16 protein-coding genes are annotated in these 20385 nt (G+C 70.1%); 9 read left to right on the forward strand and 7 right to left on the reverse strand.

All coding sequences use genetic code 11. From position 1 onward, the window contains the following. Window positions 1-6 precede the first annotated feature (6 nt). The 6 genes from trxB to GPX89_RS21880 form a co-directional block, all read right to left on the reverse strand. Entirely contained in the window at window positions 7-990 is a 984-nt protein-coding gene (gene trxB / locus GPX89_RS21855) for a thioredoxin-disulfide reductase (RefSeq protein ID WP_157389470.1), read from the reverse strand. A 109-nt stretch (window positions 991-1099) separates the two neighbouring features. Then, on the reverse strand, window positions 1100-1993 hold the full coding sequence (locus GPX89_RS21860; protein ID WP_157389471.1) for a hypothetical protein: 894 nt from the start codon (window positions 1991-1993) through the stop codon (window positions 1100-1102). Window positions 1994-2115: 122 nt separating this feature from the next. Beyond that, entirely contained in the window at window positions 2116-2658 is a 543-nt protein-coding gene (gene sigM / locus GPX89_RS21865; protein ID WP_157389871.1) for an RNA polymerase sigma factor SigM, read from the reverse strand. A 284-nt stretch (window positions 2659-2942) separates the two neighbouring features. Then, window positions 2943-6749: a lipid II flippase MurJ gene (locus GPX89_RS21870; RefSeq protein ID WP_407939479.1), complete on the reverse strand. Its 3807-nt coding sequence runs from the start codon at window positions 6747-6749 to the stop codon at window positions 2943-2945. Between the two features lie 464 nt (window positions 6750-7213). Continuing rightward, on the reverse strand, window positions 7214-9727 hold the full coding sequence (locus tag GPX89_RS21875; protein WP_157389472.1) for a DUF6049 family protein: 2514 nt from the start codon (window positions 9725-9727) through the stop codon (window positions 7214-7216). Beyond that, window positions 9724-10302, reverse strand: a complete 579-nt coding sequence (locus tag GPX89_RS21880) for an NUDIX hydrolase (protein ID WP_328602153.1) — start codon at window positions 10300-10302, stop codon at window positions 9724-9726. Before GPX89_RS21880 ends, GPX89_RS21875 begins: the two co-directional genes overlap by 4 nt. Window positions 10303-10505: 203 nt before the next feature. Between GPX89_RS21880 and GPX89_RS21885 the strand changes: the two genes are divergently transcribed. Beyond that, window positions 10506-11942 (forward strand): CCA tRNA nucleotidyltransferase, encoded by a 1437-nt coding sequence (locus GPX89_RS21885; protein ID WP_328602154.1) that lies wholly within the window; start codon window positions 10506-10508, stop codon window positions 11940-11942. Window positions 11943-11951: 9 nt separating this feature from the next. On the opposite strand, the gene GPX89_RS21890 is transcribed toward GPX89_RS21885, so the two are convergent. Then, complete coding sequence (locus tag GPX89_RS21890) at window positions 11952-12779, reverse strand: hypothetical protein (protein ID WP_157389473.1); 828 nt, start codon at window positions 12777-12779, stop codon at window positions 11952-11954. Window positions 12780-12919: 140 nt separating this feature from the next. Between GPX89_RS21890 and GPX89_RS21895 the strand changes: the two genes are divergently transcribed. The 8 genes from GPX89_RS21895 (at window position 12920) to GPX89_RS21930 (ending at window position 20373) form a co-directional block, all read left to right on the forward strand. Then, on the forward strand, window positions 12920-13333 hold the full coding sequence (locus tag GPX89_RS21895) for a TOBE domain-containing protein (protein ID WP_157389474.1): 414 nt from the start codon (window positions 12920-12922) through the stop codon (window positions 13331-13333). A gap of 20 nt (window positions 13334-13353) precedes the next feature. Then, window positions 13354-14100, forward strand: coding sequence for a molybdate ABC transporter substrate-binding protein (gene modA, locus GPX89_RS21900; RefSeq protein WP_157389875.1), 747 nt, complete (start codon window positions 13354-13356; stop codon window positions 14098-14100). Further along, complete coding sequence (locus GPX89_RS21905) at window positions 14100-14897, forward strand: ABC transporter permease (protein ID WP_157389475.1); 798 nt, start codon at window positions 14100-14102, stop codon at window positions 14895-14897. Before modA ends, GPX89_RS21905 begins: the two co-directional genes overlap by 1 nt. A 10-nt stretch (window positions 14898-14907) precedes the next feature. Then, the gene (locus tag GPX89_RS21910; RefSeq protein ID WP_157389476.1) at window positions 14908-16524 is read left to right on the forward strand and encodes a DUF885 domain-containing protein; all 1617 of its coding nucleotides are present in this window, start codon (window positions 14908-14910) and stop codon (window positions 16522-16524) included. A gap of 195 nt (window positions 16525-16719) precedes the next feature. Next, a complete protein-coding gene (locus tag GPX89_RS21915; RefSeq protein WP_328602155.1) occupies window positions 16720-17850 on the forward strand; it encodes a sulfate/molybdate ABC transporter ATP-binding protein in 1131 nt (376 codons plus the stop codon). A gap of 151 nt (window positions 17851-18001) precedes the next feature. Continuing rightward, the gene (locus GPX89_RS21920; protein WP_157389477.1) at window positions 18002-18754 is read left to right on the forward strand and encodes a LamB/YcsF family protein; all 753 of its coding nucleotides are present in this window, start codon (window positions 18002-18004) and stop codon (window positions 18752-18754) included. Window positions 18755-18769: 15 nt separating this feature from the next. Continuing rightward, window positions 18770-19492, forward strand: coding sequence for a 5-oxoprolinase subunit B family protein (locus GPX89_RS21925; RefSeq protein WP_157389478.1), 723 nt, complete (start codon window positions 18770-18772; stop codon window positions 19490-19492). Beyond that, window positions 19489-20373, forward strand: coding sequence for a 5-oxoprolinase subunit C family protein (locus GPX89_RS21930; RefSeq protein ID WP_157389479.1), 885 nt, complete (start codon window positions 19489-19491; stop codon window positions 20371-20373). The genes GPX89_RS21925 and GPX89_RS21930 overlap by 4 nt, the downstream gene beginning before the upstream one ends. Window positions 20374-20385: the final 12 nt, after the last annotated feature.

Consider the following 20385-nt stretch of genomic DNA (forward strand, 5'->3'; position numbering starts at 1 on the left):
TGCTCCTTAGTTGTTCACTTCCACCGGCGCACCGGCGTGATCGAGGGTGTTGGTGGTGATGTCACCCTGTTCGGCGAGCCAGCGCTCGGCGTCGATGGCCGCGCGGCAGCCGGTGCCGGCGGCGGTGATGGCCTGCCGGTAGGTGTGGTCGACCAGGTCGCCGGCGGCGAAGACGCCGGGCAGCGAGGTGTAGGTGCTCTGGCCCTTGACCTCCACGTAGCCCTCGCCGTCCAGATCGACCTGGCCGCGCACCAGTTCGCTGCGCGGGTCGTGGCCGATGGCGACGAACAGGCCGGTGGCGGCCAGCTCGGAGGTCTCACCGGTGCGGGTGTCCCGGACGGTGAGGTGGGTGACGGCCGTATCTCCGTGCACCGCAACGACTTCCGAGTTCAACTGGAAGCGGATCTTGTCGTTGTTCTTGGCGCGCTCGAGCATGATGCGGGAGGCGCGGAACTCCTCGCGGCGGTGGATGATGGTCACCGAGTTGGCGAACTTGGTGAGGAAGGTCGCCTCCTCCATGGCCGAGTCGCCGCCGCCGACCACCACGATGTCCTGGCCCTTGAAGAAGAAGCCGTCACAGGTGGCGCAGGCGCTGACGCCGCGGCCGAGCAGTTCCTGCTCGCCGGGGACGCCGAGGTAGCGGGCCGCGGAGCCCATGGCGAGGATGACGGCGTACGCCTCGAACACCTCGCCGCCGACGGTCACCTTCTTGATGCGACCGGTCAGGTCGAGCTCGTCGACGTCCTCGGTGCGGATGTCGGTGCCGAAGCGCTTGGCCTGCTCCCGCATCTCCTCCATCAGGTCGGGGCCCATGATGCCCTCGCGGAAGCCGGGGAAGTTCTCGACCTCGGTGGTGGTCATGAGCGCGCCGCCGAACTGGGTGCCCTCGAAGAGCAGGGGTTCGAGTTCCGCGCGGGCGGCGTACACCGCTGCGGTGTAGCCGGCCGGACCGGAACCGACGATGATCAGGTCGCGAACAGGCGTGCTCAAGGGGCCCTCCGAAGCTGGTGTGCAGACTGGCTCGATTTATTCGAGCGTGAGCGTGTCGGTCAACAACAGCCTAAACGGTTCTGTTCCCGCGCCTGTTCGACCACGGGCGTCAGCCGATATCGGCGCGTCCGAGCACCTGGGGATTGCCTGGGCCGCAGGCGGTTCCGAGGACGGCCGCGGTGATCTGCGGTGGTTTCGGTCCCTGGAGCAGAACCAGTACGCCCGGTGTGCCGGAGAACACAACGCTGCGCTCGCCGAGTATCTGGCGGTCCAGTCCGGCCGCCTGTAGGCACGTGGCGAGTGCGTTTCCGGTTGCCAGGGGTCCGGTGATGTCGTGGCGGCCCATGGCGGTGAGCAGCGCCGTGGGCGGCATAGCCGGGTCCAGGTTGGCGTCGGCGGCCGCCACGGCGGTCGGGGCCACCGTGTGGGTGCTCAGGGCGTCCACGGCCACCACAGCGCCCGCGACGACCGCCGCTGCGGCCGCGGCGGCGGTGACCCAGCGCAGGCGGCGGGAGGGCCGCTCGTCGAGCCGGATCGGTTCGGCGAGATCGAGGTCCTCCTCCGGCCCGGGATCGAGCTCGGGTTCCTCGAGTTCGCGGGGATCGAGCCGGCCGGTGTCGAAGATGGACCCGTTGAGGACCGGGATGGGCGCGGTGGCCGCCGGGGCCGGGTGAGTCGAGCGGGTGACCGGTGGCGGGGCGACGGGCAGCCGGGTGACGCTGGCGAGTCGTTCCGGAGTGTCGCCGTTGGCGAGGTCGGTGATCATGCGCTCGAGGCGGTCGGCCACCTCGGCGGGCATGGGGTGGGCGATGGTCTCGTCGCGACCGAGCTCGCGCAGCCGGGCGTCGACGCGGTCGAGTGAGTTCAGATAGCGCATGGCGTCGGGGTCGCGGCGGACCGCGGGCCAGAGCCGCTCGGATTCGTCGGGTGGCAGGCTGCCGCCGTGCAGATCGGCGAGCAGCTCGGTGGAGAAGGGCGGCGTGGGCACGGTGGTACCCGCCATTGCTCCTCCTGTTTCCTCCATTGCCCCTCCAGGGCTTCGAGTGGGAATCGCAGACCTGTCTTTGTATCTGACGCAGCGGAACCGGACAAGGTTCCACCAATGGCGCGTTGTTCTACCGGAGTTCAGGTGTCGCGAAAGTGCTCTTGCAGTCGGCGGCGTCCCCGCGAACAGCGGCTCTTGACCGTGCCCTCCGGAATGCCCAGCAGCGCAGCGGCATCCGCGATGGAGTAGCCCTCGAGCTCCACCGCGACCAGGGCGGTGCGCTGGTCGGCGGGCAGCAGGAACAGCGCCGCGTCGACCAGCAGGCTGGCCTCCAGGGCCGCGTAATCGTCGCGGGGGCAGCGGAGTTCGTCCTCTTTGTCCTCGGGCAGCGGATCGGTGCGGCGCAGTTTGTTGCGGCGGATGCGGTCCAGGCAGGCGTTCATGACGATCCGGTGCAGCCAGCTGCGAACCTCGGCGTCGCCGCGGAACGATGCCGCGCCGCGATGTGCGGACAGAAAGGCTTCCTGGACGCAGTCGGCGGCGTCCTCGCGACCGTAGGAGGCGCGTAGCGCGGTCTGCCAGAGGTGGTCGTAGTGGCGGCGGAACAGTTCGGCGAAGGCGTAGGGCGCCCCGCCGACGTGGGCGGCCAACAGGTCGCGATCGCTGACCTGCACTTCCACCATCTCGTTTGCTGACGACACCGCATCCCCTCAGATCGGCGGGCACGGCCTGAACACGGACCGGGCGTCACCGAGTGTTTTGGCTGTCATCCGGGACCGCCGAAGCCGGTTCCCAGGTGCTCCCCTTGCCGAGAGTACGCAAGATCATATCGAAGATAACGATTCGGTAGCAATGGATCGCGCGAAAAAAGCCCTGGTAGGCGGGCTGTTCGGGCGAATCGGGCGGACGATGACCGCCCAGAATGTGTCGACCGGGCATCGTCACCGGCCGGGTGGAACCCCCGGAACTACGGCGTTGCTTCGAAGCGGATTTCGGCGAGCGAGGACTGGAACTGACCCCCGTTGTTGGCCAGCTGGGTGATCCAGACGAGGACGTACCGGGCGGGCTGGTCGGCCCGCACCGGAATCTCCGTGGTGCCGTCGCCGAGCACCGCCGACCCGATCAGCTGGGTCTGATCGAGGGTCGGCGAGGCGGTCGGCGAGGTGCGGATCTCGACCTGCGTTCCGGGCGAGGGCGATTCGATGGCCACCTTGGTCAGCTTGCTGGGGCTGCCCAGGGTGGCCAGCACGCCCACGCCCTTCTTCAGGGCCGGGAACTGCTGGAAATAGGCGTCGGTGCGCCACGTGGTGGCCGGGTTGTTGTCCAGCACCGCCCCGACGCTGCCGACATTGTCGGGGGTGCCCTCCGGGGAGAACACCGTCGCTCCGGTGACCGGCACCGGCACGCCGCCGGTGGCCGGAGCGCCGGCGGGGGTCTGGGACGCACCGGGACTCGGCGGCGGGGTCGCCGAGGTGGTGAGCCCGATATTGCGCTGTTCGTTGAGCGGGGCGTTGGAGGAGCCGGGCGCGAAGACGCTCAGCAGCCACCAGATGATGACGCCGACCACCAGCGCGGCCAGCACGCCCAGACCGACCAGGATCCACATCATCCGCTGCGAGCGTTCCTTCTCGGCCGCCAGCAGTTCCGGATCGGCGAGGGTCTCGTCGGGTGCGCTCGGCGGCTTCTGGCCGAGTCTGAGCACCGGGATGAAATCGGTCTTCTGGTCCACCACCGACGCCTGCTCCAGCACGTGCTGGACGGTGGCGGCGGTGCGCACGCCCTTGTTGGATTCCAGCGAGCGCACCGCGACCGCGGAGATCTCGAAGGGCACCTCGGGCCGAATCGTCCTGGGCTCCACCGGGGTTCCGTCCGGCCCGAAGTCGGCCAGCGGCAGTCCGCCGACGGTGGCCGCGGTGCCGGAGATCCCGGCGACGCGAATCGGCCAGTGCGCGGTGATGAGTGCGTAGAGCATGGCCCCGAGGCCGCGCACGTCGGACTGCGCGTCCGAATCGGACAGCGTGCCGGGGAAGGCCAGCACGGCGTCGCCCGACGCGCTGATGCGCACCCGATCCGGGTGGTCGATGGACAGCGAACCACCGCCGCGGTGCGCCATTTCGGCCGCCGCCGCCAGCGCCCGCACGGCACGGGCCGCGCCGATGGGCGAGGGCACGGTCTCGGCCATCTCCTTGAGCGAGCGGCCGGGCGTCCATTCGGCCACCACGATGCCGCCGGAGGAACCGCGCACCACGTCCAGCACGCGAGCCAGGCCGGGCGAGTTGATCCGGCCCAGGCGCAGCGTGCGCGACAGAATGGCCTGCGGGCCATCGTGTCCGGAGTTGTCGGTGGCCTGCTGATCCGCGTCGACGAAGGTGAGCGCGACCTCGCGGTCGAGCTTCACGTCGAGGGCCTGCCAGAACTTGAGGCCGCGCGCGCCGCCGTGGCTGGCCAGCAGCCGGTAGCGGCCACCCGCCACCGAGGCGCCGGGGGTCAGCTTGGGACCGCGCTGGATCCGCTTGCTCGGCGATTCCACCCGCATGGGCGGCATCAGCGGCGAGACGGCCTCGTACACACCGGTTTCGGGACCGGGGTGGTCGTCCTCCGTGCCCTCGGAGCCCTCCGGTAGGTTCTCGGGTTCCGCCTGGTCGCCGCCGCCGGAGCGGGCCGCCGATTTGGCTGGGCCACCGGACTTTCCGCCGGACTCGCCGGGGGGAGGGGTGTCCGTGGACAGCCCGCCGCCCGCGGCCGTTGCGGATTCGGCGGCCGGGACACCGCCCGCCGCGTCGTCGCTCACCCTCGCGCCTCCTTCTCCGTGGTGTGTCGAAGACCGTTGTGTCGGACCCGGAACCGGCGCGCCAGGTCGGCCGGTTGCGTTTGCCTGCGGAACAGGGTACGGGAACTCGGTCTTCTCGGTGCTGTCAACCGCGTCGGGCCGGATGACGGGCAGCACCATGGTCTGCGCGTCGAGGTAGGGATCGAAGCGGTAGTAGTAGGGCGCTGCCCGCAGGTCCGGCTTGGGCAGCAGGGTGGTCTCGTGGATGTCCTCGAGCGGCGTGCCGTCGAGGTCGAGATCCGGTGCCGGCGGGGTGATGCCGAGGCGGCGCGAGATGGCGACGGTGATGGCCACGATCTCGGGGATGCCGAGCAGGCGCATCAGGCCGAAGGCCACGCCGAACATGACGATGGCGGTCAGGCCGACCCGTACCAGCGAGCCGATGCCGTGGAAGGAGTCCGAAAGCCGGTGCAGCCCCAGCACTTTGTCCACGATCAGCATGACCGCGCCGCCGGCCAGCGAGGCCAGCCCGACCCGGGTGATGGTGCGCCCGACATTGGTCATGCGGAGGTCGCCGAGGCTGCGGTGCAGCAGCCACGCGCCGATGATCGCGCCCGATACGAAGCCCAGCCCGTTGGCCACGCCGAGGGCGATGACCACGTGCTTGTCGGAGAAGAAGACCGGGGCCAGCGCCGAGAGCGCGATCTTGACGCTGGTGATGCCGAGGATGATCCAGGTCGGTGTCCAGGCTTGTTCACGCGCGTAGAAGACCCGCAGGTGGATCAGCACCAGCGCGTACGGGATCAGCGTGAACGCCGACCACGACACCGCCTCGCCGAGCCGTCCGGCCGACCCGCCGAAACGTCCGTAGCCGTAGAGCGCCTCGCCGATCTGCGGTCCGGCGAAGGTCAGGAAGGTGACGATGGGGACCAGCGCGATCATGGTCAATCGGGTCGCCGCGCCGAGATCGTCCACCACTGCGGGCGTGTCGTCGGCGGCGGCATTGCGGCTCAGCCGCGGCATGATCGCGGTCAGCAGGGTGACGCCGATGACGCCGTACGGCAATTGCAGTAGCGCCCAGGCGTTCTGGTAGATCGCGGGACCCGCGACGTCCACGTGCGAGGAGACCCGGGTGGCGAAGATCCAGCCGAGCTGGCTGATCAGCACGTACAGGATGATGGCCGCGCCCATGCCCGCGAACTGCTTGAGCCGCGCGTCGATGCCCCACAGTGGCCGCAGGTCGATGCCTTCGCGGCGGATGGCCGGCAGCAGGCTCACCATCTGAACGATGACGCCGATCGTCACGCCGACGCCGAGCACCAGCAGTTTGGTGTCGCCCATCCGCACCGGATCGAGGCTGATCTCACCCGGGGTGAGGGCGTAGATCGCCAGCACGACCAGCACCACCAGGTTGTTCAGAACCGGCGCCCAGGCACCGGGTTTGAAGTTCTGGTGGGTATTGAGAATGGCCATGAGCAGCGCCGACATCCCGTAGAAGAGGATTGCGGGCAGCAGCAGGAACGCCAGCGCGGTGGTGAGCGCGGTGTTCACCTTGCCGTCGTTGGACAGGAAGATGTGGGTGGTCATCACCGGTGCGGCGGCGATGGCCAGCATGGTGCCGATGGCGAGCACCGTGCCCGCCGCGGTGACGAGTCGCCGCACGAAGGCCGCGCCGCCGTCGGGATCCTCCTTCTCCGCGCGCACCAGGGTGGGCACCACGATGGCGGTGAGCACCGCGCCGAGCAGCAGCTCGGAGATCATGGTCGGAATGGTGCTGGCGACGGTGAAGGCCGAGGCGATGGCGGGACCCAGGACGGTCAGCAACATCAGCTGTTTGCCGAAGCCGGTGATGCGGCTGACCAAGGTCGCGATGGCGATGGACCCGGAGTCGCGGACCAGCCGGGCGTTGGCGCTCTCGGCCTTCTCCTCGACCCGCTGTGCGGCGGTGGGCGGCATGGTGCGCGGAATCGGCTGGCGCGCGGGTCCGGGACGCGGGTTCGACATCGGGGGCGTCGGGTAACGCTGCTCGTTGGGAGGTATGGAGCGTGCGCCGGTGGCCGGTGCGCGATTGCCTTCGTTGCCCGGATGTCCCCAGTGGTAGCGCTCTTCGGGTGCGGCGCGTCCAGCGGCGGCGGGATCCGGTCGGCCCTGCGGTGGGCGGGGCCGGTGCATGATCGGCCCGGATTCGGGGCCGGGCGGCATCTGTCTCTGGGGACCGGTCGGTTGACCCGGATACGGCCGACCCGGATTCCCTTGCGGATTGCCGGGAACCGCGCGCTGCTGACCGGAGGGCGGCGGTCCGTACGGACCGGGTACGCGGGGCTGCTGGCCCGAGGCGGGACCCTGCGGTCCGCGCGGCGCGGGTCGTGGCGGCACGCCGCGTTCCCACGGGGCCGAGGGCGCGCGCCGCGGCGGCGGCCCGTCGGGTCCCTCGGGTCGGCCGGATGAGCGCGGCCCGCCGTACTCGCTCACCGTGCCTCCTGTCGTTTCTGCTCCCGCTTGCGTGCGCGCCGGCTCTGCCGTGTCCCCGGGTCGAACCCTTCGTCTGCCGGGTCGGACTGGCCGCGGAAGCGGTGCCACAGTCGGCGACCGACCAGCAGGAGCAGCAGTGCGCACGCGCACGCGGTAATTATTGCCAACACCTGACCGTAAGCGTTGGATCGCACGGATACCGATACCGCATTGCCGAGCGCCACGCCGTCGGGTGTGGTAAGTGCGATGGGAATGACCAGGTTTCGGCTGTCGGAAACCTCGGTCGGGATCTGGAAGGATCGATTTCCCTTGGCGGGCAGTTGCTGTTCGCCGATATCAGTGATGTTCGTCTCGGCCGGTGCGTCGATCTTGAAGCGCACCCGGATGGCCACCGGCAGGTCGTTGCGGGCGACCAGCAGCAGCGGGCTCTGCTCGGAGGCGAGGGTGTAGACGCCGCCCGGCGGCAGCACGGTCACCGAACCGTAGAGGTTGTCCATGGTTTTGGTGGTCTGGTCCAGCCGGCGCTGGGCATTGGTGTCCGCGGCCGCGGTCCCGGCCCAGCGGTCCGACAGCGACAGCACCCGGATCAGGTCGTCGCGCAGCGGGGTGAGGAAGGCGCGCGGGCTGAGCTCCTGCTGCGGCACGTCCACCAGCGCGCTCATCAGTTCGGTGATGCGCTGCGCCTGCTGGTGGACCGGTTCGGCGAAGTGCGAGGGCACCGCCTCGTCGGCGGCGGCGCCGAGGTAGTCGAGCTCGTAGGGCTGCGGATCGGGCTGCTGGGCAAGCAGATCGGTGAACGTCCGCGCGGTGGCCAGGCCGTTGCGCAGCAGCAGATCCAGCTGTCCCAGCACCTGGGTGGCCTCGTCGCGATTGGCGCCCCACTGCTGCGGCGGCATCAGCAGCGCCGAGCGCGACCGCCCGGGCTGCGGGTTGAGCGAGGTCCAGGCGATGGCGCCCAGCGCGTCCTGCAGGCGCGCGGCGCGGGAGTCGTTGGTGACGTCGTAGCGCACTTTGTCCGGGGTGAAAGGCGGTGTCGGCGGATTGGATCCGATGGCGGCCAGCGCGGTCGCGGCCCAGATGTCGAAGGTGGCCGCGTGCAGCGTGGCGGATGCGGGCGGCGGGGTCGCGCCCGCGGCGGGCGGCACGGTGACGTCGGCGAGGTTCACCATGTCGGGGGTGCCGGGGTCCGGCGTGCCGCCCGGGGCGGCGGGGCTCTTGGTCGAGGTCAGGTTGGCCGGGCCGTCGGGCCCGGCGACGGCGTTGTCGGCGAGCACGGTGGTGGTGAAGCCATGGTGCGCGAACAGGGTGGCCCCGTCGCTGTCGACCGTGCCGGCGTCCGGAATGGCCACGCCGCGCACCGATTTCACCGACAGCAGGTTGTCGATCAGGTCGGCGGGCGCGTTGAGCGCGCGGTCGGCCAGCGTGACGTCACCGGTGGCGGCGAGCGCAGCGGGATCGACCTGCGCGAACGGCAGTGCCACCGTGCACATTCCGGGCGCCAGCGCACGCAGCCGGTCGAGCCACGCCTTGGCGGCGTGGGTGCCGGTTCCGGCTCGGGTGGGCCCCTCCGGGTCCGACGGGCTGGCCAGCACCAGATAGTCCTTGGTCATATCCGACACGGTCAGCAGCAGATCCGGGTCGACGGCCAGGCAGATCGCGTTGACCAGGGTGCGATCGCGGCCGCTGTCCGGTTTGAGCACACTCTCCAGCGCCGACAGCAGCTGGTCGAGCCGGCCGCCCTGGGCCAGCGAGGCGGCCAGGTCGTCATCGGTGAGCTCGGCCTCGCCGTCCGGCGAGCCGGGCCGTCCCGCCACCAGCCGCGGGCGATCGGCGAGCGGCCACAGCATGGTGGTGGCCACCGGCGGGGCGTCGACGGCGGGCGTGCCGGGTTGGGCGGCAGGGTGCTTGGGATCGGCGCCGCCGGGGACGCCGAGGACGGGCAGCAGGAAGCGGGCGTCGTCGAGCCGGGCCTGGCCGCCGTAGGCGGGCTTGCCGTTCACATTGAGCAGCAGCGGGTACACGCCGGGCGAGGTGATGTCGATCGACGAGATCCCGCTGGGCAGATCCGTTCCCGAGTGCAGCGCGACGGTGAGGCTGAACTGCTTGCGCTGTCCCGGCGTCAATCCGTCTGTGACGTCCTGGAATTCGCCGTTGACGTCGTAGTTGATCTGATCCAGCCGCAGGGTCGAGCGCAGCCCGCTGGGGCTGGTGACCGCCGCGCCGCGCTGGACGCGGACGCTGATGTCGTCCACCGGCCGGTCGCCGATATTGGTGACCGTCCCCGACACCACGAAATAGGGGTCGCTGGTGGCGGTGATGGCGGTGGGCGTGACCGAATCCAGCGACAGCTTCAGGAATTCCGGTCTGCTGGGTTGTCCACTGCCGGTCCCGGTGGGTTCGGCGGCGGCAATGCGCGTGCCGGGACCGGGTCCGATTCCCAGTGCCGTGAGCACCGCCAGCATTACCGCGACGAGTGAAAGCAGCGTGCGCTGCGATCCCGCACGCGTCATTGTCTGCCGTTCTCCATCCGGTCGATCAGCCGGTTGGCGACCTCGGCCAGCCTCCGCTCGTCCGCGTAGGCGAGCCGGGAGTCTAGTTCGCTCAAGGGAACCCAGGCCACCTTGGTGACCTCGACGTCGGCGTCGGAGAGCTCACCGCCGAGGCAGCGCATCAGATAGTGGTGCACGGTCTTGTGCACGCGCCGGCCCTCGGTGACGAACCAATAGTCGATGCTGCCGAGTTCGGCGACCACGGTGCCGTGGATGCCGGTCTCCTCCTGGACCTCGCGAATCGCGGTCTGCTCGGCCGTTTCGCCCTCTTCGATATGCCCCTTGGGCAGTGACCAGAGCAGCCGGCCGCGCCGGTCGGTGCGGCCGATGAGGGCGGCGCAGCGTTTTTCGCGCGGACCGTCGAGCCCATCCACGACCAGTCCGCCCGCGGAGGTCTCGCGGACGGTGCGCATGCGCGGTTTCCGTTCCGCCTCGCCGCGCTTCGCACCGGTGGATTTCGCCGCCGCCGCATTACCGGCCGAACTACGCCGCCGGGGCTGGCGGCGTCGACTGTTCGCGCGATCGGCCGGGGACACTGCGCCAGTCTATAGGGGACGGCGCTCCAGCCCGCCCCAGCTCGGTGGCTCCTATATATACGGAGGTCTCGCAGCAGGTAGATGCCGGTCGTCGCGCGGCACGCCGGGTCGTGGCGGGCAGCGGCCGGAGGCTTTTCGGAGATCGCACCCCCTAGCGACTAAGCTGCGTTTTCGTGGTTTCGCCGAAGTCTGAGGAAGCAGCCGTGGAGGATCGTCGTACGCGCCTGCTGGCGGCGGCCGCGATAACCCTCGGCCGGTTGTCCGATGTGCTGACTCCGCTCGGTGAACTGTTCGCACAGCACGGTCATCGGCTGTACCTGGTCGGCGGCAGCGTGCGCGACGCGGTGCTGGGCCGTCTGGGCACCGATCTGGATTTCACCACCGATGCCCGCCCCGAGGTCGTGCAGGAGTTGATGCGCGGCTGGGCCGACAATCTCTGGGACACCGGCGGCTTGGCCTTCGGCACCGTCAGCGCGTCCAAGGACGGGCAGCAGCTGGAGATCACCACCTTCCGCAGCGACTCCTACGACCGGGTCTCGCGCAATCCGGAGGTGACCTTCGGCGACACCCTCGAGGGTGATCTGGTGCGTCGCGACTTCCGCGTGAACGCCATGGCGGTTCGCATCGGCGAGCTCGGCGAGCTGGAATTCGTGGACCCGCTGGGCGGTATCGAGGACCTGCTGGCCGGCGTGCTGGATACGCCTGCGCTGCCGCAGGATTCGTTCCAGGACGATCCGCTGCGCATGCTGCGCGCCGCGCGCTTCGTCTCGCAGCTGGGTTTCGAGCTGGCCCCGCGGGTGCGCTCGGCGATCGTCGAGATGGCCCCGGAGATCGATCGCATCACCGCCGAGCGGGTGCGCACCGAGCTGGACAAGCTGATCGGCGGCGAATACCCGACCGACGGCATCGACATCATGGTCGAGACCGGTCTGGCCGCTCGGGTGCTGCCGGAGGTCCCGGCCATGCAGCTGGAGATCGACGAGCACCACCAGCACAAGGACGTCTACCAGCATTCGCTGACCGTGCTGCGCCAGGCCATCGACCAGGAGCAGGGCGATCCGGATCTGGTGCTGCGCTGGGCCGCGCTGCTGCACGACATCGGCAAGCCGCCCACCAAGCGCAATGAGCCCGGCGGCGGCGTCAGCTTCCACCACCACGAGGTGGTGGGCGCGAAGATGGTGCGAAAGCGCATGAAGGCCTTGAAGTATCCGAAGCAGTTCACCGAGGACGTGGCGCGGCTGGTGTACCTGCACCTGCGCTTCCACGGTTACGGCAAGGGCCAGTGGACCGATTCGGCGGTGCGCCGCTACGTGACCGACGGCGGCGAGCTGCTCCCCCGCCTGCACAAGCTGGTCCGCGCCGACTGCACGACCCGCAACAAGCGCCGCGCCGCCCTGCTGCGCTCCACCTACGACGATCTGGAAGTCCGGATCGAAAAGCTCGCGGAGCAGGAGGATCTGGCGCGGGTGCGCCCGGATCTGGACGGCAACGCCATCATGGAACTCCTCGGTCTGCAGCCGGGTCCGGACGTCGGCAAGGCGTGGCGGTTCCTGAAGGAACAGCGCCTGGACCGCGGACCGATGACGCGCGACGAGGCCGAGGCGGCACTGCTCGAATGGTGGCCGACCCAGCAGGTCTGAGGTTCGCGCCTAGAAGACGATGAGCGTCGTCCCGGCGACGATGGCCGAGCGGATCTGCGCCAGATCGAACGAACCGGTGACCCCGGGCAGGTCGGCGCTGAAAAGCACGTGGTCCCCGACTCTTTCGGCCCGGCTGATGCGCGCCTGACTGGGTAGGCCGGTCAGGGGAATCGGGTTCAGCGTCGTGAATCGCTTGGGCGCGCGCAGCTTTCGCCAGTGTGCGCGATGCACGGTGATGGACAGGACATTGTCGGTGATCTCGGCCTCGGCCAGCGCCTTGATTCGTCGTCGGCGGTGTCTGGCGAGGACGAGCCCGTCGTCGGCGGGTTCCAGCTCCCAGTCCGGCTGCCAGCTGTTGATCCACTCCAGCAGTCCCGCAAGCGATATCACGCCGTTGAGGTCGAGCTGGGAGGCGCGCACCTTGGTGGGCACGCCGGGGATGAGCCGCACACCGTGTGCGATGACGGTCAGTTCCTCGATGGGATGCCGGTTCCAGTGCAGTCCGGTGAGCACGGTCTTGGTCTGGAAATGGGCTCCGCGCCTGCGCACCTTGAGCGTGTGCAGGGTGGCCCGCAGGTCGTGGCCCAGCAGGGTGGCGCTGACTTCCTGACCGCCGAACTGGCTGAGGATGCCCTCCGACAGCAGCGTCATGAGCACGTCGGGCATCAGCGCGGTGACCGTCCCGGCGCCGAAGTCCGCGGCAGGTTCGAGCCAGGCAGTGGTGAAGCTCGTCCACTGATCCAGCCAGCCGGGCTCGAACAGGCGTCTTCCGAGGTCCATACCCAGGTCTACCGCGCGCAGAGGTGACCAGGCCTTCGGATCGAAATACGTGGCCATGATTGCTTCGAGCGTACTGGTCGCCGGTGGCGACGCCAGCCCGCGAAAAGTGAACAGGAACACTATTTCCTGTCATGTGATCCGTATCTACGGATATATACGATTATTACTTCCGCATCTGCGGGCCTATCCTTGCCCTTATGCCCGAAATTCGGATTCGCGACGCCGCCCAGCTCCTGGGCGTCAGCGACGACACCGTGCGCCGATGGATCGACGGCGGCACGCTGTCGGCCCGCAAGGACGAATCCGGTCGCCTGGTGGTGGACGGCGAACAGCTCGCGGCCCTGGCCGTCGAACAGGCCCGCACTCCGCAGACCCGGATGGGTAGTGCCAGTTCGGCACGCAATCGGTTTCCCGGACTGGTCACCAAGGTGGTGACCGATACCGTGATGGCACAGGTGGAGATGCAATGCGGACCGTTCACAGTCGTGTCGTTGATGAGCAGCGAGTCGGTGCGCGAGCTGGGCTTGCAGCCGGGGAGCGTGGCGTGGGCCAGCGTGAAGGCGACCACGGTGGTCGTGGAGACCGCGGCGGAAAGCGCCGGCGCGGCCTAGGTTTCCGGTCCGGCGCGGTCCTGGCGGCGAGCGCGGCGCTGGGCGCGGGCCTGCTGGCCGGCTGCGGCTCGTCCTCCTCGACCGGCACCGATACCAAGACCATCACCGTTTTCGCGGCCGCCTCGCTCGAGCAATCCTTCACCGCGCTGGGCAGCCAGTTCGAGAGCGCGCACCCCGGCACCAAGGTGACCTTCTCGTTCGCGGGTTCCTCGGATCTGGCGGCGCAGTTGAACAATGGCGCGCCCGCCGACGTCTTCGCCTCCGCCGACCAGGCCAATATGGACAAGGCGGTGAAGGGCGGCCGGATCACCGACAAGCCGCAGACCTTCGCCACCAATGTGCTGACCATCGTGACGCCGCCGGGCAATCCGGCGCACATCAATTCGCTGGCGGACCTGTCGCAGTCCGGGCTGCGGCTGGTGGTGTGCGCGCCGCAGGTGCCGTGCGGCTCGGCCACCAAGAAGGTGACTTCCGATGCCGGAGTGTCGATCTCGCCGGTGAGCGAGGAGTCCTCGGTGACCGACGTACTGGCCAAGGTCACCTCGGGTCAGGCCGACGCCGGCCTGGTCTACGTGACCGACGCGGCGGGCGCGGGCGCCAAGGTGCAGACCGTGAACTTCCCGGAGTCGGCGAAGGCCGTCAACACCTATCCGATCGCCACCGTGGCCGATTCGAGGAACGCGGCCACGGCAAAGGACTTCGTCGCCCTCGTCACCGGTCCCGACGGCCAGAAGGTGCTGCAGCAGTCCGGTTTCGGTAAGCCCTGATGAAGCCCCCGGTCTGGCTGCTGCTCCCGGCGGCCATCGGCTTCGTGCTGGTGGCCGGTCCGCTGGTTGCGCTGACCGGGGCGGTCGACTGGTCACATTTCTTCGGCCTGATCACCTCGGAGTCCTCGCGGGTGGCGCTGGAGTTGAGCCTGCGCACCTCGCTCGCCGCGGCCGTGCTGTGCGTCCTGCTGGGCGTGCCCATGGCGGCGGTGCTGGCCCGTTCGCGCTGGCGGGCGATGCCGGTGCTGCGCGCACTGGTGTTGCTGCCCTTGGTATTACCGCCGGTGGTGGGCGGTCTGGCGCTGCTGTACCTGTTCGGCCGGCACGGTCTGGTGGGCCGGGAACTGGAGTCGATGGGCATTCGCATCGCCTTCAGCACGACGGCGGTGGTGCTGGCGCAAACCTTTGTGGCGCTGCCCTTCCTGGTGATCACGCTGGAGGGCGCCATGCGGACGGCGGGCGATCGCTACGAGCGCATCGCCGCCACGCTGGGGGCGCGGCCGTCGATCGTGTGGTGGCGGGTGACGCTGCCGCTGCTGCGCCCGGCGCTGGTCTCGGGCACCATCCTGGCCTTCGCCCGGGCGCTGGGCGAGTTCGGCGCGACGCTCACCTTCGCGGGCAGTCTGCAGGGGAAGACGCGCACCCTGCCGCTGGAGATCTACCTGCAGCGCGAGTCCGATCCCGATGCCGCGGTGGCGCTTTCCTTGCTGCTGGTCCTGGTGGCCGCGGTGATCGTGCTGGTGGCCTACCGCCGGCCCGGAATCGCCGGGGATCGGGTGGTCGGTGGTGCGAGCTAGCGTGGCTGACATGTCGATTTTCGTGCCCCGCGCGCAGCGCATCGTGGATGCGCTGCTGACCGCCGATCCGCACCTGGCCGCCGAGGTCGGTGATCACCGGTTCGACGATCGATTGCCCGACTGGTCGCGGGCGGCGGTGCGGGGGCGGATCGCCATGCTGCGGGAGGCCTCGCACGCGCTGGCCGAGGTCGACGACGAGGACCTGGCCCCGGCCGATCGGGTCGATCTCGCCCTGCTGCACCAGCGGGTCGACGGCACGCTGTTCGCGCTCGCCGATACCCGCGAGCACGAGTGGAATCCCCTGCTGCACAACCCCGGACCGCTGCTGTACCACCTGCTGGCGCGCCCGTTCGCGCCCGCCGAGACACGGCTGGAGGCGCTGCGCTCCCGGCTGGAGGCACTGCCCGACGCGCTGGCCACGGCGCGCGCGGTGCTCGGCGCCGCGCCCCGAGTGCATGTCGAGACCGCGATCGGCCAGTTCGCCGGGGTGGCGGCACTGGTCCGCGAACAGGTCCCGGCGCTGGCGGCCGAGGTTCCGGGTTTCGATATCGAACCCGCTGCCGCCGAGGCGATCTCGGCGCTCACCGAGTTCACCGCCTGGCTCACCGATCGCCTGGACGGCTCGGACCGGGATCCGCGGCTGGGCCGTCGGCTGTGGGAGGCCAAGCTCTGGCACACCCTCGATACCAATCTGAGCTCCCGGGAGATCCAGGAGCAGGCGCACGCGCATCTCGAGCGGTTGACCGCGGAAATCCGCGCCGCCGCGGGCGAACTGCTGGGGGTGGCGACGCCGGACGACGACACCGTGCGCAAGGCGTTCGAGCAATTGTCGGCCGCGCGTCCCTCGAACGACACCGTGGTGGCGGTGGCGACGGACGCGCTCGCCGAGGCCACCGCGTTCGTCCGCGACCACGATCTGCTGACCCTGGTCGACGATCCGCTGGTCATCCAGGAGATGCCGGAGTTCGCGCGCGGTGTCGCCGTGGCCTATTGCGATTCGGTCGGCCCTCTCGAAACCGTGGATCTGCCAACCTTCTTCGCCATCGCGCCCACCCCGGCGGACTGGCCGGCGGAGCGGGTCACCTCGTTCTACCGCGAATACAACAACCACATGATGCGCAATCTGACCGTGCACGAGGCCGTGCCCGGTCACTATCTCCAGCTCGCCCGCTCCCGCCGCTACCGCGGCTCCACCCCGATCCGCGCCCTGTGCGGCAGCGGCACCTTCATCGAGGGCTGGGCCGTCTACACCGAGAAACTCATGGCCGACACCGGTTTCGGCGGCCTGCCGGTCCGCCTGCAGCAGCTGAAATCCCACCTGCGCATGACCATCAACGCCATCCTCGACCAGTCGGTGCACTGCGAGGGCATGACCCGGGCCGAGGCCCTGCGCCTCATGATGGACCACGGCTTCCAGGAGGAGGGCGAGGCCGCCGGCAAGTGGCGCCGCACCCTCCTCAGCTCCACCCAGCTCTCCACCTATTTCGTCGGCTACACCGAGGTCGCCGCCCTGGCCGCCGACCGCCCCGCCACCACCTCCGCCCGCGACTGGCACGACGCCATGCTCTCCCACGGCTCCCCCGCCCCCCGCCACCTGCGCACCCTCCTCGGTGTGGAGGAGCTGTGACGGTATGACCGACCAACTGTCCTGCGGCGTAGCGGCTTCCGGAATTCTTCGGCGCGGCCACCCTGCCGAGCGCCATGATGGCGGCTTCCCCCGTCGTCGCGTCGGAACAACGCGGACCTGCGCCCGAGCAGCGGGCCCCCGGGGTGGATCGTCAGCGCGCCGCCGGGGTGGATCGCTGAACACCGAGGTGTGTGCGTGAAGGGCCTGGCGGTGTCGGCGCGGCTGGCGGATCGGGATTTCCAGGTCGAGCTGGAGATTCCGGCGGGCGAGGTGCTGGCCGTCCTGGGCCCCAACGGTGCGGGCAAGTCCACCCTGCTGGATGTGATCGCCGGGTTGGTGGTGCCGGACGAAGGCCGGGTCAGGCTCGATGATCGGGTGTTGACCGATGTCGCGAAAGGCATTGCGGTGCCGCCGCACCGCCGCTCGGTGTCACTGCTGGCGCAGGACGCATTGCTGTTCCCGCATCTGTCGGTGGCATCGAATGTGGCGTTCGGTCCGCGCAGCCGTGGGATGCGGGGCCGTGCGGCGATGGAGCTGGCCCGGGAGTGGCTACGGGCCGTCGACGCCGAGGAATTCGCGAACCGATCGCCGGGGTCGTTGTCCGGCGGTCAGGCTCAGCGGGTTGCCCTGGCCCGGGCGCTGGCGGTCCATCCGCGGGTCCTGCTGCTCGACGAGCCCATGGCCGCGCTGGACGTGACCGCGGCTCCCGCCATGCGGGCGCTGCTGCGCCGGGTGCTCCGTGAGCCGGCGGGCGGCGCGGAACAGAGCGCGGCGCTGCCCGATTCACGGCCGACCGGCGCCATCCTGATCACGCACGACATCATCGACGCCGTGACCCTGGCCGATCGGGTAGCCGTGATCGAGGCCGGGCGACTCATCGAATCCGGTCCGGTGGCAACGGTTCTGGCCCGTCCGCGCAGCAGGTTCGCCGCGCGGATCGCGGGGGTGAACCTGATTCTCGGGACCGCGGTGAGCGGTGGCAGCGCCGGTCTGGGCGCGGTAACCGATGGTCCGGTGGAGGTTTTCGGCCGCGCCGAGGACGAGTGGCCGCTCGCTGGGCGGGCGGCGGCGGTCTTCTCGCCGATGGCCGTGGCCGTGCACGTGGAACATCCGGAGGGCAGCCCCCGCAATGTGTTCCGGGTGCGGATCGCCGAGCTCGAGGATCGCGGTGGGCTGGTGCGGGTGCGCGCGGTGGACGGTCCCGGGGCGGTCGCGGGCCTGGCCGCGGATCTGACCCCGGCCGCGGTGGCTCAGCTCGGTGTGTCCCCCGGCATGGAGGTGTATTTCGCGGTGAAAGCGACCGAGGTCGACGTCTACCCCTATTGATCGGCCGGGGCACGCAGCCCGTGGGACAGGTGAGGCCCCTGAAAATGACACCACACACGTGTGACGCATGCCACAGTTTTGGGCGTGAGATTCTTGTCGGCGGATGCGGGTGCGCCCACAATCGGATCACGACGACAGCTGGAGGACGCATATGACGCTGGATCTGAACAGCGACCTCGGCGAGGGCTTCGGTGACTATGTGATGGCGGATGACGCCGCCATGCTGGACGTGGTCACCAGCGCCAATATCGCCTGCGGCTTCCACGCCGGGGATCCGGCCATCATGCGCCGGATCTGCGGGCTGGCCGTCGAGAAGGGGGTACGCATCGGCGCGCATGTCGGCCACCGGGATCTAACCGGATTCGGTCGCCGCGCGATCGCCATCACCCCGGAGGATCTGCGCGACGAGACGCTGTATCAGATCGGCGCGCTGGACGGCTTCGCGCGCGCCGCCGGTGACCGGGTGCGCTACGTGAAACCCCATGGCGCGCTGTATCACCAGGCCGCCGCCGACCGTGCGCTGGCGGACGCCATTGTCGCGGCCGTGCGCGAGTTCGCGGCCGATCTGCCGCTGCTCGGGCCCGCGGCCACCGCATTGGAGCAGGCTGCCCGCGCCGCCGGAACCCCCTTCGTGGGTGAGGGTTTCGCCGATCGCGCGTATACGCCCGAGGGCCTGCTGGCCCCGCGCGGGCTGCCGGGTTCGGTGCTCGGTGCGGATGCTGCGGTGGCACAGGCATTGTCGATCGCCCGCGAGGGCAAGGCCACGGGCGTGGACGGCGGCACGGTGGCCGTCTCGGCCGTGAGCATCTGTGTGCACGGCGATACCCCGGCGGCGGTCGAGATGGCCCGCCGGATCCGCGCCGCGCTCGACGAATCCGGCACGCCTGTCCGGGCTTTCGCCTGAGGCCGGTGAGCGGTCATGACCGATCCCGAGCAGTTCGATTCCGTCGGCGAGGTGCGGGCGGCGGGTGATCGCGCGCTGCTGGTGATTCCGCCACTGCAGGCCATGGTCGCCGAGCTGGTGTTGGCCCTGCGCGCCCGCCCCGACGGCGTGTTGGATGTGCTGCCCGCCGCCGAAACCGTGCTGGTCACCCTGACGTCACCCGCCGCGGCGGAGCGGGTGCGAAAGCAGTTGCGGGCCTTGCTGGCTCGCCTCGACGCGCGGGAGCGGGTCGGTGCCGGCGATCGTGGCCGGCTGGGCGTGCGGCCCGATCGCGCACCGGATGGGCCGCCCGGCGCTGACCGTTCGGGCGAACCGCTGGTGGTCCCGGTGCGCTACGACGGGGCGGATCTCGCGGAGGTCGCGCGGGTGCTCGGCCTGACCGAGGCCGAGGTGATCGCCCAGCACACCGACACCGTATGGCGTTGCGCCTTCGTGGGATTCGCACCCGGTTTCGGCTACCTGGAATCCCCGGACGGCCGCTTGAGCGTGCCCCGCCGCACTCAGTCCCGCACCGCGATCCCCCCGGGCGCGGTGGCTCTCGCGGGCGGCTACTCGGCCGTCTATCCCCGGAGCAGTCCGGGCGGCTGGCAATTGATCGGCACCACCGATCTCTCGATGTGGCAGGTGGATCGGGACCCGCCCGCCCTGGTCCGCGCGGGCGGCCGGATTCGATTCGTGAATGTGGGGACGAGCTCATGAGCGAGCGACCGGAAAGCACGGCCGGATTGCGGGTCGATCGGGTAGGCCCGCTGGCCACCATTCAGGATCTGGGCCGGCCCGGCTGGTTCGACTCCGGGGTCGGCGCCGCCGGCGCGGCGGACCGGGCCTCGCTGCGGCTGGCCAATCGGCTGGTCGGCAATCCGGAGGGCGCGGCCGGGATCGAGGTGCTGCTGGGCGGGCTGGAACTGCTGGCGCAGCGGCACGTCACGGTAGCGGTGACCGGCGCGTCGGCGCCCGTCACCGTGGACGGGCGTCCCATGGGTCCGGCCAGCGTGCTGGAAATAGAGGAGGGACAACGGCTTCGGCTCGGCTTCGCGAACACCGGACTGCGCACCTACGTGGCGGTGCGCGGCGGCATCGAGGTCGCGCCCGTACTCGGCTCCCGCAGCCGCGACACCCTGTCCGGTATCGGTCCGGACCCCTTGCGTGCGGGAGATCTCCTGCCGGTGGGCAAGCCGCCGCGCACCTGGCCGATCGTGGATGTCGCGCCGGTGCCGGCGCTGGGTGACGACCTGCTCGAGGTGCGGGCGGTGCCGGGTCCGCGTTCGGACTGGTTCGCCGATGCCGCAGCGCTTTTCGCGGGCGAGTGGACGGTCTCGGCGGATACCGATCGGATCGGCGCGCGCCTGGACCGCCGCAGCGGGCCCGCGCTGCGGCGCAGCGGCTCGAGTGAACTGCCCACGGAGGGCATGGCATTGGGTTCGGTCCAGGTGCCGCCGAGTGGGCAGCCGGTGGTGTTCCTGGCCGATCATCCGATCACGGGCGGCTATCCGGTGATCGCGGTGGTGGTGGACGCCGATGTGGACGCCGTCGCGCAGGCGCGCCCGGGCCGGCCGCTGCGCTTCCGAAGGATCGAGTGACACCGCCCGAGG

It is taken from the genome of Nocardia terrae, assembly GCF_009760405.1.
GTDB lineage: Bacteria > Actinomycetota > Actinomycetes > Mycobacteriales > Mycobacteriaceae > Nocardia > Nocardia terrae.